Source organism: Streptomyces kanamyceticus (genome assembly GCF_008704495.1).
Lineage (GTDB): Bacteria > Actinomycetota > Actinomycetes > Streptomycetales > Streptomycetaceae > Streptomyces > Streptomyces kanamyceticus.
The window spans coordinates 5,433,012-5,447,584 of the sequence record NZ_CP023699.1 but is presented as its reverse complement, the minus strand read 5'-3'; the positions used below and the strand labels follow the sequence as shown (position 1 = coordinate 5,447,584).

At 71.5% G+C, this 14,573-nt stretch carries 13 protein-coding genes; 5 read left to right on the top strand and 8 right to left on the bottom strand.

The annotated features are described in order from the left end of the window. Positions 1-187: 187 nt before the first annotated feature. Together CP970_RS23310 and CP970_RS23305 are read right to left on the bottom strand one after the other, a co-directional pair. On the bottom strand, positions 188-1,339 hold the full coding sequence (locus tag CP970_RS23310) for an alkene reductase (RefSeq protein WP_150493837.1): 1,152 nt from the start codon (positions 1,337-1,339) through the stop codon (positions 188-190). 130 nt (positions 1,340-1,469) lie between these two features. Then, positions 1,470-2,498 carry a GlxA family transcriptional regulator gene (locus tag CP970_RS23305; RefSeq protein ID WP_450262722.1) on the bottom strand — a complete coding sequence of 343 codons (1,029 nt, stop codon included), beginning with the start codon at positions 2,496-2,498 and terminating at the stop codon, positions 1,470-1,472. A 131-nt stretch (positions 2,499-2,629) separates the two neighbouring features. Between CP970_RS23305 and CP970_RS23300 the strand changes: the two genes are divergently transcribed. Then, on the top strand, positions 2,630-3,568 hold the full coding sequence (locus CP970_RS23300; protein ID WP_150493833.1) for an NAD(P)-dependent oxidoreductase: 939 nt from the start codon (positions 2,630-2,632) through the stop codon (positions 3,566-3,568). A gap of 126 nt (positions 3,569-3,694) precedes the next feature. Beyond that, a complete protein-coding gene (locus tag CP970_RS23295; protein ID WP_055554809.1) occupies positions 3,695-5,170 on the top strand; it encodes a peptidoglycan D,D-transpeptidase FtsI family protein in 1,476 nt (491 codons plus the stop codon). Between the two features lie 110 nt (positions 5,171-5,280). Here CP970_RS23295 and CP970_RS23290 read toward each other — a convergent pair whose 3' ends face one another. Continuing rightward, positions 5,281-7,317, bottom strand: a complete 2,037-nt coding sequence (locus CP970_RS23290) for a HelD family protein (protein ID WP_055554808.1) — start codon at positions 7,315-7,317, stop codon at positions 5,281-5,283. A gap of 67 nt (positions 7,318-7,384) precedes the next feature. Between CP970_RS23290 and CP970_RS23285 the strand changes: the two genes are divergently transcribed. After that, entirely contained in the window at positions 7,385-8,020 is a 636-nt protein-coding gene (locus CP970_RS23285; protein ID WP_055554806.1) for a TetR/AcrR family transcriptional regulator, read from the top strand. 46 nt (positions 8,021-8,066) lie between these two features. On the opposite strand, the gene CP970_RS23280 is transcribed toward CP970_RS23285, so the two are convergent. Continuing rightward, entirely contained in the window at positions 8,067-8,849 is a 783-nt protein-coding gene (locus CP970_RS23280) for a TetR/AcrR family transcriptional regulator (protein WP_224058649.1), read from the bottom strand. A 96-nt stretch (positions 8,850-8,945) separates the two neighbouring features. Here CP970_RS23280 and CP970_RS23275 point away from each other — a divergent pair, with 96 nt between their 5' ends. Both CP970_RS23275 and CP970_RS23270 read left to right on the top strand, forming a co-directional pair. After that, the gene (locus CP970_RS23275) at positions 8,946-9,938 is read left to right on the top strand and encodes an ATP-binding cassette domain-containing protein (protein ID WP_055556471.1); all 993 of its coding nucleotides are present in this window, start codon (positions 8,946-8,948) and stop codon (positions 9,936-9,938) included. After that, entirely contained in the window at positions 9,931-10,686 is a 756-nt protein-coding gene (locus CP970_RS23270; RefSeq protein ID WP_150493831.1) for an ABC transporter permease, read from the top strand. Before CP970_RS23275 ends, CP970_RS23270 begins: the two co-directional genes overlap by 8 nt. A 7-nt stretch (positions 10,687-10,693) precedes the next feature. Here CP970_RS23270 and CP970_RS23265 read toward each other — a convergent pair whose 3' ends face one another. The 4 genes from CP970_RS23265 to CP970_RS23250 all read right to left on the bottom strand — a co-directional run bounded on the left by CP970_RS23265 (position 10,694) and on the right by CP970_RS23250 (position 14,563). Next, positions 10,694-11,569, bottom strand: coding sequence for an HAD family hydrolase (locus CP970_RS23265; protein ID WP_224058646.1), 876 nt, complete (start codon positions 11,567-11,569; stop codon positions 10,694-10,696). An 87-nt stretch (positions 11,570-11,656) separates the two neighbouring features. Beyond that, on the bottom strand, positions 11,657-12,799 hold the full coding sequence (locus CP970_RS23260; RefSeq protein WP_055551643.1) for a phosphotransferase family protein: 1,143 nt from the start codon (positions 12,797-12,799) through the stop codon (positions 11,657-11,659). 90 nt (positions 12,800-12,889) lie between these two features. After that, a complete protein-coding gene (locus CP970_RS23255; RefSeq protein ID WP_055551646.1) occupies positions 12,890-13,561 on the bottom strand; it encodes an HAD family hydrolase in 672 nt (223 codons plus the stop codon). 96 nt (positions 13,562-13,657) lie between these two features. Beyond that, positions 13,658-14,563, bottom strand: a complete 906-nt coding sequence (locus tag CP970_RS23250) for a winged helix-turn-helix domain-containing protein (protein WP_055551690.1) — start codon at positions 14,561-14,563, stop codon at positions 13,658-13,660. Positions 14,564-14,573: the final 10 nt, after the last annotated feature.

The following is a 14,573-nucleotide window of genomic DNA, read 5'->3' as shown; positions in this document are numbered from 1 at the left end:
CTCGACGCCTCCCCCACCCGCGGGCTCCCCGGTTCCGGACCTCGTCAGTTCCCGTGCCCTCGGATGATCAGTCACGAGCGCACAAGCTAGGCCCGCCCCCGCACCGGCCGCCAGTTGTTTTCCCGGTAGGGGGGGAGAGCGGGCCGATCACCCGGTCACCCGGTCACCCGGTCAGCCGGTCAGCCGGTCAGCCGGTCAGCGTCGGATAGTCGGTGTAGCCCTCGGCACCGCCCACGTACATCAGGCCCTTGTCGTTGAGCGGGTTGAGCGGCGCGCCGACCCTCATCCGCTCGACCAGGTCAGGGTTGGCGAGGAAGGACCGGCCCAGCGAGATCAGGTCGGCCCCGGCGGCGAGCAGCCGCTCGCCCGCGCCCCGGCCGCCGTCGGCGGGCAGCGGTCCGCCCCAGCCGAGCACCGGGTTGGCGATCAGCGTGCCGGACCAGTTCGCGCGGATCTCCTTGAAGAGGACGGTGTCCGGGTCGGCGAAGACGACGTGCAGGTAGGCGAGTTGGCCGATCCCCGCGAGTGCGTCGACGAGCGCCGGATAGATGTCCTCGGTGTCGCCCTCCTCGATGCCGTTGACCGTGATGCCGGGCGCGACGCGCACGCCCACCCGCTCCGGGCCGATCTCCTCGGCGACGGCACGGACCACCTCCACCACGAACCGGATGCGGTGCGCGACCGGACCTCCGTAGGCGTCGGTGCGCTGGTTGGTGTTCTTCGCGAGGAACTGCTGGAGGAGGTAGCCGTTGGCGGCGTGCACCTCCACGCCCTCGAAACCCGCGTCGATCGCCCGCCGCGCTGCTGCCGCGAAGTCGGCGACGGTCGAACGGATCTCGTCGACCGTCAACTCCTTTGGTACGACCGCTGGTTGATGCCCGCTCGGCGTGTGCACGGTGTCCTGCAACGGCACCGGCGAGGGCGCGACCGGCATAAGACCGCTGTTGTCCGGGTGCCCGATGCGCCCGCCGTGCTGCAGTTGCAGGAACATCCGCCCGCCCGCGTCCCGCACGGCATCGGTGACCCGCCGCCAGCCCGCCACGTGCGCGTCGGTGTGGATGGCGGTGATGTTGGCGTACGTCTGTCCGACGGCGTTCGGCGTCGCGGCCTCGGCGACGATGAGTCCGGCGGTGGCGCGCTGGGCGTAGTACGTGGCCATGACGGGCAGCGGGACGCCGTCGGCGGAGGCGCGGTTGCGGGTCATGGGCGCCATGACGAGCCGGTTGGGGAGCCGCAGCTCACCGAGGCGGGCGGGGCTCAGGAGCGGGGATTCCACCGGGGCGGAGGAGGCGGTGGCGGGGGTGGTGGGGCTGGTGGAGGTGGTGGAGGTGGTGGTCATGGCGTCTGTGCTCCCTGGCGTGGCCCTTGTCCTGCTGACAGGGACGACTCTGCTCCCGGGCGCTTCGGAGACGCTGACGGTCGGCTGACGGCTGACGCCCGGTGGAGCAGAGGAGGAACAGGCAGGGTGGTCAGGCGTCCTGTCCGCTGAAGAAGGCTCGCCGGTAGTCCCCCGGCGACACCCCTACCTGCTTGAGGAAGTGGTGGCGGAGGTTGTTCGCCGTGCCGAGGCCGCTGAGTTCGCCGATCTTCTCCACCGGCAGGTCCGTCGATTCGAGCAGGCCCTGGGCCCGCGCGAGGCGCTGATTGAGGAGCCACTGGAGCGGTGTCGTGCCGGTGGCCGCCTGGACGCGCCGGTAGAGCGTGCGCGGGCTCAGCGCCGCGCGGCGCGCCAGATCGTCGACGGTGAGCGGCCGGTCCAGGTGCGCGCGAGCCCATTCCAGTACGGCCCCCAGGCCCTCGTCGTCCGTCGCGGGCACGGACAGGTCGATGAACTGCGCCTGCCCGCCGGGACGGTGGGCGGGCACCACCATGCGCCGGGCCAGCTGGTTCGCCACGTGCGCGCCGAGGTCGCGGCGGACCAGGTGCAGACAGAGGTCGAGCCCCGCGGTGAGGCCCGCGCTGGTGAGGACGTCGCCGTCGTCGACGTACAGGACCGAGTCGTCGACGGTCACCTCCGGGTAGCGGGCTGCGAGTTGGGCGGTGTGCATCCAGTGCGCGGTGGCCCTGCGGCCGTCGAGGAGACCGGCCTCGGCGAGCGCGAAGGCGCCGGTGCACAGCGAGACCATCCGGGCGCCCGCGGCGTGGGCGCGGCGCAGGGCGTCGGCGAGGCCGGGCGGCAGCGGCGCGCCCTCCTCCACACAGCGGTCGGGCACCGAGGTCACGACGACGGTGTCCGCCCCGACGAGCCCGTCCAGACCGTAGGGCGTGCGCAAGGACAACCCGAAGTCACCACCACCCCGCGGCCCTTCCCCTGCTCCCTCCTTCTCCCCCGCTCCCTCCCCCTCCCTCTCGCCCGCCCCCGACTCACGCGTCGAGCACAGCCGCAGGTCGTACCAGTGCTCCGCCAGGTCCGGCTGCGGCTTGCCGAACACCGTGAGCGGAATGCTCAGTTCGTACAGCTCCCAGGACGGGAGCCCGATCTCCTCTGTCACGACCACCGCGACGGATCCAGCGCTCATGCCCCGAGCGTACGAGGAGGTGAGCGCCCCTCGGGGCGTGGCGGGATTTTGGTGATCACCGTCAGGGCTGTCACTGTTCCGCGCCGCCACCCCCTGCGAGCGTGTTCCTCATGAACGCACACACCAACCCCGCTCCCGTCGTGAACGCACACACCACCCCCACCCCCGTCCCCGTCACGGTCATCGGCCTCGGCAACATGGGCGCCGCCCTCGCCGCCGCCCTCCTCGACCGCGGTCACCCCACCACCGTCTGGAACCGCACCCCGCAGAAGGCCAAGGCGCTGGTCGATCGGGGCGCACGGCTCGCCGCGGACCCCGCCGACGCGGTCGCCGCGAGCCCGGTCGTGCTGGCCTGCGTCCTGGACGACGCGGCCCTGCGCGAGATCCTCGACCCGCTCGCGGAGTCCGGCGCCCTGACGGGGAAGTCCCTGGTGAACCTCACCTCCACCTCTCCGGAGGGGGCCGACGAGATGTCCGCGTGGGCCAGTACGCACGGCATCGGCCATCTCGACGGCGGGATCATGACGACGCCCGAGGGGGTCGGCAACCCGGAGCTGATGTTCCTCTACAGCGGTTCGGCCGAGGTCTTCGCGACCTACCGGCCGGTGCTCGCCGCCCTCGGCGACCCCATCCACCTGGGCACCGAGCCGGGCCTCGCCTCGCTCTACGACACCGCGCTGCTCGGCCTGATGTGGGCGACGTTCACCGGCTGGCTGCACGGGACGGCCATGACCGGCGCCGACGGGACGCGCGCCGAGGACTTCACGGCCGTCGCGCTGCGCTGGCTGAACGGCGCCGTCGCCGGTTTCCTCACCCGGTACGCGGGTCAGGTGGACGCCGGTCACTACCCGGGTGACGACGCCACCGTGGACGTACAGATCGCGACGATCGGCCACCTCATCCACGCGGCGGCGGACCGGGGTGTGGACAACGCGCTGCCCGAGCTCCTGAAGGCCACCATGGAGCGGGCCGCGGCGGCGGGTCACGGCGGTGACAGCTACGCGAGCGTCATCGAGGTACTGCGCGGGGGCGCGGCCGCCAAACGGTAGCGAGAGGGCAATTTCGGTCGATATCCGCCAGATTCGTGTGACCGTTCTGCAACAGCCGCCCCATAGAGACCATTTTCCGGGCAAGGATGGGTCGTCAGCACTCCGCCGTCCGGGAGAAGAAGCCAGATGAACCGGCCACTGCGCCACATAGCCGTTTTCTGCGGGATCCTCAGCCTCGCGCTGCTGCTGCGCGCGACCTGGGTCCAGTTCGCCGAGAACGACGAGCTGGCCAACCACGAGCACAACCGCCGGGTGCAGATCGAGGCCTTCTCCCACCCGCGCGGCGACATCATCGTCGGCGGCAAGTCCATCACCGGCTCGAAGGAGACTCCCGGCTCCGACTTCAAGTACAAGCGGGTCTTCAAGGAAGGCCCCATGTACGCGCCGGTGACGGGCTACTTCTCGCAGGCCCAGGGAGCCACCTTCCTGGAGGGCGTCCACAGCGGCATCCTCAGCGGCAACGACGACCGGCTCTTCATCAAGCGCACCCTGGACATGCTGACCGGCAAGAAGCAGCAGGGCGGCGATGTCGTCACGACCATCGACGCGAAGGCGCAGAAGGCCGCCTACAAGGGCCTGGTGGACCTCGACGCCAAGGGCGCGGTGGTCGCGCTCGACCCCCGCACCGGCAAGATCCTCGCCCTGGCGAGCACTCCTTCGTACGACCCCTCGGTCTTCGCGGGCATCTCGACGGCCGAGGGCAAGAAGTTCGCGGAGCTCGGCAAGCGCAAGGACAAGCCGCTGAACAACCGCGCGCTGCGCGAGATCTACCCGCCGGGATCCACCTTCAAGATCCTCACCGCGGCGGCCGCGCTCGAGCACGGCGTGGTGACCGACGTGAACAAGCCGTCCGGCGCCAAGGCCCCCTACAAGCTGCCGCTCAGCTCGACCATGATCGGCAACGACGTGCCCAACTCCTTGTGCGACAAGGTCTCGCTGAAGACCGCCATGCAGTGGTCCTGCAACAACGTCTTCCTCGATGCCGCGCTCAAGGTCGGCAAGGACGACATGCGCGAGACCGCGGAGAAGTTCGGCTTCAACGAAGAGCAGTTCGTCCCCGTGCGGGCGGTCGCCAGCAGCTATCCGAAGAACCTCGACAAGCCGCAGACCGCGCTGACCGGCATGGGCCAGGGCAGCCTGACGAGCACGCCGCTGCAGATGGCCATGGTCACCGCGGGCATCGCCAACGACGGCAAGGTCATGAAGCCGTACATGGTCGAGGAGCTGCGCGGCCCCGACCTCTCGACGATCGAGAAGGCGTCGCCCGACACCCTCAGCCAGGCGGTCTCCGGGAAGACCGCGCAGACGGTGCAGGACATGATGGAGAACACCGTCGAGAACGGCACCGCGAGCAAGGCGAAGATCGACGGCGTCACCGTGGGCGGCAAGACCGGTACCGCGCAGCACGGCGCGGACGTCAACGACGAGCGGCCGTACGCCTGGTTCGTCTCCTACGCCAAGAAGGAGGACGGCTCGTCGCCCGTCGCGGTGGCCGTCTTCGTCGACCCGTCCGACATGAACATCGCGCGCGAGGAGATCGCGGGCGGCAAGCTGGGCGCGCCGATCGCGAAGGCGGTCATGGAAGCGGTCATGGAGCGCTAAGCGCTCCGCTGGAAGACCGGTGTCAAACCTGCGGGCCGGATGTGGCTGGTCGCGCAGTTCCCCGCGCCCCTTTCGGGGCGCGGAACCGCACCGAACTTCCACAAAGCCGCTTAGGCCCCGTCGCACGACCGCACCTCCCACGGCAGGGGTCGGCTGTGCAGGACGTCGAGGCGGGACACCGCGCGGGTGAGGACCACGTACAGCCGGTTGAGCCCGCGCCGTTCCGCTTCGGCGATCGCCGCGGGTTCGACCGCGACGACGTGGTCGTACTCCAGGCCCTTGGCGACGGACGCGGGCAGCACCGTCACGCGCGCGCCGAGCTCGTCGGGCCCGGCGGCCTCGATGCCCGCCCCGGCGAGGGCCGAGCGCAGCTCCTCGACGTCCCCGTCGGTGGCGATGACCCCGACGGAGCCCTCCCGGCCGAGCGCCGCGCGCACCGCGTCCACCACGGCGCCCGCCACGTCCTCGACCTCGCGGATCGCCAACTCCCCGTCCGCGCGCAGCGACCGTGCGGGCGGCACGTCCACATCGAGCCGCCCCAGGAGCTGATTGGCGAGCCCGACGATGGCCCGGGGCACCCGGAATCCGGTCGTCAGCGGCGTGACGGAGGCATCCGGCTTGCCCAGCTGCGCCAGGAGCTCGGGCCAGCTGCGGGCGGCCCACGGGGTGGTGCCCTGGGCGAGGTCCCCGAGGACGGTCACCGAGCCGAAGTCCGCGCGCCGCGCGATGACCCGGCACTCCATCGGCGAGAGGTCCTGCGCCTCGTCGACGACGATGTGCCCGTAACCGGCGGGCCGTTCGAGCAGTCCCTCGATCTCGTCCATCAGCACGAGGTCGGCGGCCGTCCACTTCGCCGACTTGTACGAACGCGGGGCCCGCTGCCACAGGATCGCCGCCTGTTCGCCGGCGTCGAGCACCCCGTCGGCCGCGGCGGCGAGCGCGGCGCCGTCCGAGAGCAGCCCGGCGAGCAGCTCGTCGGCCCGGACCCTGGGCCAGCTGCCATCCACGAAGGCGCTCACGGAACGGGCCCTGGAGATCTTCTGCACCCAGGTGTTGTTCCTGACCCCCGAACGCCGCTCGGCCTGCTCCTGGATGGCCCGCACGGCCCGGGTCCGCACGCGCTCGCGCCCGATGGCATACGGCGGCTCCTCAGCCCGCACGCCCTCGACGATCTCCTCGAGCACCTCCACCGGCAGCCGCCAGCGGTAGGACCCCTCCGGCACGGCCACCGGCTCGGCGGGCGCCACGACCCGTGCGTAGAGCGCCCGGCGCAGCACCCGGGCCATCCGCACGTCGTGCTTGACGACCGCCGCGGCCTCCTCGTCCACCGCCCGCACCGGATGCCGCCCGATCTCGTCCTGCACGGTGGACTGCCGCACGCCGGTCTCGCCGAGCGAGGGCAGCACCTCGGCGATGTAGCGCAGGAAGGTGCGGTTGGGCCCGAGCACGAGCAGCCCGGCTCGCTGCACGCGCTGCGGATGCGTATAGAGCAGATACGCGGCCCGGTGCAGTCCCACGGCGGTCTTCCCGGTCCCCGGCGCCCCCTGCACGCACACGGAGAGGCCGAGCTCCCCGCGGACGAGATGGTCCTGCTCGGGCTGGATGGTCGCGGCGATGTCCCGCATGGGCCCGACCCTCGGCCGCTCGATCTCCCCGGCGACGATGCGGCTCTCGGCGCTCTCCACACCCGATCCCAGGTGCTCGTCCTCAAGCCCCGTGAGATCGCCGGAGTCCCCCTTGCTCCCGGGCGCCCAGCCGAACCGCCGCCGCACCGCGACGCCCTGCGGATCGCGGGCGCCCGCCTGATAGAAGGCGCGGGAGACGGGAGCGCGCCAGTCGACCACGAGCGGCGGGGCCGAGGGGTGCTCGGTGATGCGCAGGCGCCCCACGTAATAGCGCTGCCCGCTGTGCTCACCCGCCCCCTGCCCGGCGAAGTCGAGCCGCCCGAAGAACAACGGCGCCTCGGGCAGCTCCCGCAGGGCCTTGGCCCGGCTGCGGAACTGATAGCCGAGCACCTCCGCGTCGGCCCCGGACGCCGAGACGTCCGCACCGACGACAACCTGCTCCTGAGCGCCTTCGACCATGCCGGTGAGAGCGGCGCGGCAGGCATCGTGATAGCTGCGTTCCTCGACAAGGGCTTCAGTCATGCACCCCAGAATAATGTAACCGAGTTAAATTTGTAACCGAATACCAAAACTCCGCTAGACTCGCCCCATGGCACCCGAAGCGAGCCTCCGAGAGCTCAAGAAGCAGCAGACGTACGCGACGGTCTCCGAGACCGCGATCGCCCTCTTCCTGGAGCGGGGCTTCGAGAAGGTCTCGGTGGCGGAGGTGGCGGCCGCGGCCCAGATCTCCAAACCCACCCTGTTCCGCTACTTCCCGACCAAAGAGGACCTGGTCCTGCACCGCTTCGCCGACCACGAGGACGAACCGGCCCGGGTGGTCGCCACCGCGCAGCCCCCCACTCCCACCGCCCTCACGGCCCTGGAGCACCACTTCCTGGACGGCCTCACCCGCCACGACCCGGTGACCGGCCTCAACGACGCGGAGCCGGTCCTCGCCTTCCACCAACTCCTCTACGGCACCCCGGCTCTGGTGGCCCGGCTCTACGGCTACCAGGACCGCTCCGAGCAGTCCCTGTCCACCGCCCTCGCCGAAGCCCACGGCGGCACCCCCCTGGAGGCCCGCCTGGCCGCGGCGCAGATCGTCGCCACCCAGCGGATCCTCGCCATGGAGAACTGGCGCCGCATCGCCGCGGGCGCGTCAGCCGCGGAAGTAGCCCCCCGGGCCACCACAGAGGCCACGGCGGCCTTCACCCGCCTACGCGCAGGCCTGAGCCGCTACGCGTGAGCCCCCGGCCTCAGAGCCCCCCCGCCCGCCTAAGAGCCCCCGCACCTCAGAGCCCCCCGACCAGCACAGCCACCCCATCAAGCACCCGGGCGAGCCCGAACTCGAACTCCGCGTCCCCGGCGTCCGCCCCATCGAGCACGCCCTGCCCGAGGACCTCCCGCAAGGCGGGAAACCGTTCCGGATCGACCGAGGTCAACGCGTCCACGGTCCGCGCGTAGCGCCGCATGACCTCCTCGGGCGAAAGCCCGTCCGCCCGCATCGCGGCATCGAGATCGGCCATCAAGGAGACCTCGCTGCGCACGTACCCCCCGACCAGCATCAGCACCGAGATCCGCTGCCCGCCGTCAAGGCCGGTGCCCTCCATCGCGGAGAGCCCCCGCTCCATCCACTCGAGCCCGCTCGGAGTGGCGGGCGGCGAGCTGATCGGCATCCGGACCAGCCACAGGTTCCGCTGGAAGACCCGCCGCTGCTCCCGGGCCCACCATTCGAGCCCGGCCCGCCACCCCGCCACGCCATCGGGCCGCCGCGGCGGCACCCCCGTCGCGGCGTCCTGCATCAGGACGTACAACTCGTCCTTGGCGGAGACGTACCGGTAGAGCGACATGGTGGAGACGCCGAGCTCCTTGGCGACCCGCCCCATGGAGACCGCCCCGAGCCCCTCGGCCACCGCGACAGCGAGACCCGTGGCGACGATGCGATCGAGGGTGAGCCCCGGCCGCGGCCCCTTCGCGGGCCGCTCCCGCAGCCCCCAGGCAGTCTCGAGGCTGGCAGGCAGCCCCGTGCCCGCGTCGCTGCCCGAGCCGCTGCCCGCGCCGCCGTCCGCCGCCACTGAAGAGCTCCCTTCCTCGCCCACGCTTGACGCACATCGTAGTTCTGCGTAACCCTTACGCAGTAATGCGTATGCCTTACGCAATAAGGAGCGCCGATGCCCGCACCCACGCCCCTCACCCCAGAGCGGCCCCCCGCCATCGAAGCCAGTTCCCTGCACAAGTCCTACGACCAGGGCAAGGGCCGGGACCCGGTCCAGGTCCTGCGCGGCATAGACCTGCACGTCCCCCCGGCCACGGTCTTCGCCCTCCTGGGCCCGAACGGCGCGGGCAAGACGACCGTCGTCCGCATCCTCGCCACCCTCACCGAACCGGACTCGGGCAGCGCGCGGATCGCGGGCCACGACATCCGTACGGAGCGCCGCGCGGCCCGCCGCGCCCTCAGCCTCACCGGCCAGTTCGCCGCGGTCGACGAGAAGCAGACCGGCGCCGAGAACCTCCGCATGATGGCGCGGCTCGCGGGCCTGTCCCGCCCGGCGGCCCGCGCCAGGGCCGCCGAACTGCTCGACCGCTTCGGCCTGACGGACGCGGGCGACCGCCTGGTGGCCACGTACTCGGGAGGGATGCGGCGCCGCGTCGACCTCGCGGCGGGCCTCGTCGGCGACCCCGAGGTGATCTTCCTGGACGAGCCCACGACGGGCCTCGACCCGCGCAGCCGCCGCCAGATGTGGGAGGTCGTCCGCGAACTCACGGCACAGGGCACGACGGTGTTCCTCACCACCCAGTACCTGGAGGAGGCGGACGAGCTCGCCGACCGCGTCGCGGTGCTGCACGAGGGCCGCGTGGTCGCCGACGGCACGGCCGCGGCGCTCAAGTCACGCGTGGCGGGCCACCGCGTCGACCTCACGCTCACCGACGCCGCCGCCTACACGCGCCTGGCGGCCCGCGCCACCCACCACTCCCCCGAGACGCTCACGCTCGGCATCCCGACGGACGGCACCGCCCGCCACGTGCGCGCGCTGCTCGACGAACTCGACCCGCACGGCACGGAGGTGGCGACGTTCACCCTGCGCGGCGCGAGCCTCGACGACGTCTTCCTGGCCCTGACGCACACCACACCCACCACCCCGAAGGCGCCCGCCCATGTCTGAAGCCGCCCCGCACGCCCTGGTGATGACGGCCCGCTCCCTGCGCCTGAGCCGCCGCAACACGGACGCGCTGATCACGGGCCTGGCCCTGCCCGTGATGCTGCTCCTGATCTTCGTGTACTTCTTCGGCGGCTCGATCAACACCGGTACGGAGTACGTCACTTACGTGGTCCCCGGCGTGCTGCTGCTCTGCGCGGGCTTCGGCTCGGCGAACACGGCGATCGCCGTCACCGAGGACCTCAAGGGCGGCATCATCGACCGCTTCCGCTCGCTGGACGTCGGCGGCGTCCCGATCCTGGCCGGGCACGTCATCGCCTCCGCCGTCCGCAACGCGATCGCCACGACACTCGTCCTCGGCCTCGCCTTCGCCATCGGCTTCCGCCCCACCGCGACCCCCGCGGGCTGGCTCGCGGCCGCCGGGATCCTCCTGGCCTTCATCCTCGCCCTGTCCTGGCTCTCGGCGATGGTGGGCCTGCTCGCCACGTCCCCCGAGGCGGCGGGCGGTTTCACCTTCTTCGTGAGCTTCCTGCCCTACCCGAGCAGCGCGTTCGTCCGCACGGACACGATGCCGGGCTGGCTCCAGCCGTTCGCGGACAACCAGCCGGTCACCCCGGTCATCGACTCCCTCCGCGGCCTCCTCCTGAACGAGCCGACGGGCAGCACGCCGTGGGTGGCCCTGGCGTGGTGCGCGGCCATCCTGGGCGGGTCGGCGGCCCTGTCCGGCACGCTGTTCAGGCGCAGGTCCCGCTGACCGCCCGCTAACGTCCCTGCGACCCCCGTGACCCCCGCGACCCCCGCGACCCCTGCGACCCCTGCGGTGGCACCTTGAGCAGGCCGATCAGCGGCGCGAGCGCACGGACGACCGCCCCTGCCCCCGCGGCCCGCAGCGGCGCGGCCTCGCGGTCATCGCGCGCGTAGCCGACGAAGCGAACCTCCGCCTCCCGCGCGGCGACCAGGTCGGACACCGTGTCCCCGATCATCACCGCGTCACCGGGCTCGGCACCGAGCCCGGCCAGCGCGCGCAGCACCGGGTCGGGGTCCGGCTTGAGCTGGTCCGCGTCGGGCCCGCGCCCGTAGATGTGCGGCCCGAACGCGTCGGACAGACCGTGCCGGTGCAGGTAAGAGGCCACCGCGCGCGGGGAGTTGTTGGTGACGACGGCGATCCGGGCGCCCCGCCGCCACAGTTCGCGGATGAGCTCGTGGGCGCCCCGGGTGGCCGGGGCGCACTGCGCGGCGCGTACCTCGCCTTCCGTGAGAAGGTCCTCGAAGGCGGTGACGGCCTCGCTGCCCGGCCGCTCGCGGGCAACGTCGCGCAGGACGTCGTAGGGGTCCTTGGAGTGCAGGTCCGCCGGGTCGATCACGTCGTGGAGGCCGCGCTCGCTGACCAGCTTCCAGAACGCGTCGGCGACGTCCTTGGACGCGTCGCCGGGGAAGAGACGGCAGATGGGCCCGTCGAAGTCGAACAGCACGCACCTCCCCGCCGGATCCGCGAACAGCGCCCGCACCTCGTCCAGTTCACGCGTGCCGGGCCCCGCCGGGGACGTGAAGGCCCCCCGCCGCACCGGGCCCTCGACGCCCCTGCCCATCACCTCAGGCACCCCGCCGTACGCACCGCCGTTCGTCTCGTCTCCCACCGCACCCCATTCGTCGAAGGTCTCGTCGAAGGCCGCGTCGAGGACCTCAGCGCCCCGCGCGGACTTCGCCGCGCGCGGCGCCTCCTCCTACGCCCGGCCGTGCGGCCCGGCGTACCAGGCGCGCAACGCGTCCTGGGCGCGCCCCTCGTCGGGCACCCTCCTCAGCTTCAGGGGTTCGGCCGCGCGCCGCAACGCCCGGCAGACTTGCCGTGCCGCCCGCGTGAAGTCCTCGTCGGCCGGCTCCTGCGGCAGGGCGAGCAGGTCGAGCGCCGCCCGCATGACGTCGGGGAAGACGGACTGGCCGTACTCGAAGTCCAGATAGGCGGTCAGGTCGGTGTCCAGGCCCGCCGTCAGATCGTGGTGGCCCGCGTTCTCCATCTCCTCGGTCCACAGCTCCGTCATCCGGGTCTGCTCTTCCTTCTCGTAGTCCATGCGTACGAGATGGGTGGCGAGCTCGTGCAGGGGGTCGCCGTACATGGCCAACTCCCAGTCGATGACCGCGCGGACCGTGAGCCGCTTGCGGTCGACGACGACGTTGGCCCGATGGACGTCGGTGTGCAGGAGGCAGAAGGGCCGCGGGGTCAGCCGCGGGCGCTGCGGGTCATCGCGGAAGGACGTCATGACGTCGGCGCGGATGCCCACCGCTTCGAACAGGTCGCCGAAGCGCCATCGGTTGCCCTGGTGCACCCGGCTCTCGGTGAAGCCGATCAGCCAGTCGAAGAACTCCTGGCTCTGTCCTGTCTTCGGCCAGCCCTCGGGGGTGGACGGCAGTCTCTCCTCCCGCACGCCCGCCGTCTTGGCGAAGAACTTGGCGAAGGCCCGCATCATGGACTCGCCGATGGGGCCCTCGGTGTGTACGTCGGAGAGCACCTCCCCGGCCCGGTAGGAGTGCAGCGACCAGTCACCGAAGTCCCGGAAACAGCGCGGGACTTCCTTCTTCAACTCGCGGGTCACCGCCGCGAGCACCTCGGTCTCGCGCCTCCAGATGCGCGGCACCACCTGCACCGTGTCGCGCGGCATCCGGCACTTGACGTGGGCGCTGAACGGCATCGTGCCGAGGAGGAGGGCGAGCCGCCAGCCGAGCGGCACCACGTAGTTGACGTTGTGGTACCCGGCTACGACCTCACGGTCGGGGCTTTCCTTGTGCGAGTCGGCGAGGCGCTTGATGAGCGATTCGCGACGTCCGCGCTGCGGCGCCTCGTGGGGAGATCGAGGCGGAGGTGACGACATGAGGGCAGAGGGTACCTGTGCGGGGAACCGTTCCTGTGACTTGCCGCATTCTGGACATCGGCGCGGCGTTTGCTTACTCAGCCTGCCCCTTTACTGAGCCTTAGTGTCGCCTACGGCGTATACAACTCCGAGGAGCGGTTTCAGGGACTCGACGAGGTGGGTGGCACCGGCCTCGCGCAGCGGCCGCGCCTTGCGATCGTTACGCGCGTAGCCCAGGAATCGTACGCCCGCCCGCCGCGCGGCCACGTAGTCCGAAGGCGCGTCACCGATCATCAGGGTGCGGGCCGGATCGGCGCCCATCGCGTCCAGGGCGCGCTGGACGCAGTGGGGGTGGGGCTTGAGCAGGTGGAGGTCGTGGGTGCGGCCGTAGACGTGCGGGGCGAAGCAGTCCGTGAGGCCGCGCGAGGCGAGATAACGGCCCACCGCGCGCGGGGAGTTGTTCGTCGTGACGGCGAGCCGGGCGCCGACGGCCGACCAGGTGCGGATCAGCGGGTCGACGTACGCGGTGGGCATGGCGGAGGTCACGGCGCTGAGCTCCTGCTGGGTGAGGCGCTCCTCGAGCTCGGTGACCAGGTCGCTGCCCGGGCTGCGGGCGTCGACGGCGCGCAGGACCACATAGGGGTCGGGCTCCTCGCGCACCCCACCGGCGAGCAGGCCGCGCAGGCCCTGCTCCTCCAGCCACCGGACCTGGTCCTCCGCCACCCGCTCCGCCGCGAGCCCGGCGAAGAGGTGGCAGATGGGACCGTCGAAGTCGAACAGCACGAAACGGACGGAATCGATCAGAGAGCGAAGCCTCTCGATCTCTTCTTCGACCGTCCCCGAATGTGTCGCGTCGGATTGCGTCGAGTCAGAAGTCACCTAAGAGAGTGTCAGGTCCATGGTGATGGTTTCCCATAGGGCGTCGAACCACTTCTGGGACTGGTCGACGAACATGGAGTCGCGCGCGGCCGGATCCCCCTTCTCGAAGGAGAAGAGAGGCACCTTGATGCCCCCGGAGTCGTACTTGAACAGCTCGCGCCCCGCACCGCCCTCCTCCAGGTCCACCGGCTGCCGCTCCAGCGTGTAGTACGCCACGAGCGCCTCCGCGCCGTTCAGCAGATACAGCTTGATCGGCGTGGTGAACGGCAGGGCGCGGAAGGTCACATGGACGTCGATGCCGTGCGAGGCGCGCAGGGCGCGGAGGTTGTGGCGCAGGACCTGGCCCTGGGCGTTGCGCTGGGCCAGCCAGTTCTCGTGCAGCCGCTCGCGGCCCGCCGCGTCCGCCTTGACCGGCACCGGGAACGCCAGATCGATCTCGCTGCTCGGCAGCAGCACCCGCAGATCGATCGACTCGGGGCGCAGCCTGCCCTCGTGGATGAGCCGCACCGGCTCGCCCATCGCGATCATGAGCGTCTCCGCCGTGTACGACACGACGTCGATCCGCACGTGCGGCTCGGCGAAGGCGGCGGCAAGGCGCGGGGCGAGCGCGACCATGGAGGGCTGGGGGCCCTCGCTGACGGTCGCCGTGGTGACAGCCGCCGCCACCCGCGGCGGACTGCCCTTGCTGACGTTGGAGAGGAGGCCTTCGCTCTGCAGTGCCTTCATCGCCTGCCGCACGCTGCCGCGCTCGACGCCGAACTCCTCGGCGAGCTCGGCCTGGGTCGGCAGGCGGTCGCCCGCCTTGAGCTCGCCCGCCCGGATGCGGTCGCGGAGGGTGTCGGCGATGTCCTTGTGTGAGAGTTTTCTACTGCCGTTCACTGCCACGTTCTCCTGGGTCACGACCAGACGATACAAC

What these genes read in the sequence shown, in the direction of transcription:
- CP970_RS23275 (WP_055556471.1), top strand. Translation starts at nt 8,946, where the DNA reads ATGCCCGCACCCACGCCCCTCACCCCAGAGCGGCCCCCCGCCATCGAA.
- CP970_RS23290 (WP_055554808.1), bottom strand. Translation starts at nt 7,317, where the DNA reads ATGACTGAAGCCCTTGTCGAGGAACGCAGCTATCACGATGCCTGCCGC.
- CP970_RS23310 (WP_150493837.1), bottom strand. Translation starts at nt 1,339, where the DNA reads ATGACCACCACCTCCACCACCTCCACCAGCCCCACCACCCCCGCCACC.
- CP970_RS23285 (WP_055554806.1), top strand. Translation starts at nt 7,385, where the DNA reads ATGGCACCCGAAGCGAGCCTCCGAGAGCTCAAGAAGCAGCAGACGTAC.
- CP970_RS23295 (WP_055554809.1), top strand. Translation starts at nt 3,695, where the DNA reads ATGAACCGGCCACTGCGCCACATAGCCGTTTTCTGCGGGATCCTCAGC.
- CP970_RS23300 (WP_150493833.1), top strand. Translation starts at nt 2,630, where the DNA reads ATGAACGCACACACCAACCCCGCTCCCGTCGTGAACGCACACACCACC.
- CP970_RS23270 (WP_150493831.1), top strand. Translation starts at nt 9,931, where the DNA reads ATGTCTGAAGCCGCCCCGCACGCCCTGGTGATGACGGCCCGCTCCCTG.
- CP970_RS23260 (WP_055551643.1), bottom strand. Translation starts at nt 12,799, where the DNA reads ATGTCGTCACCTCCGCCTCGATCTCCCCACGAGGCGCCGCAGCGCGGA.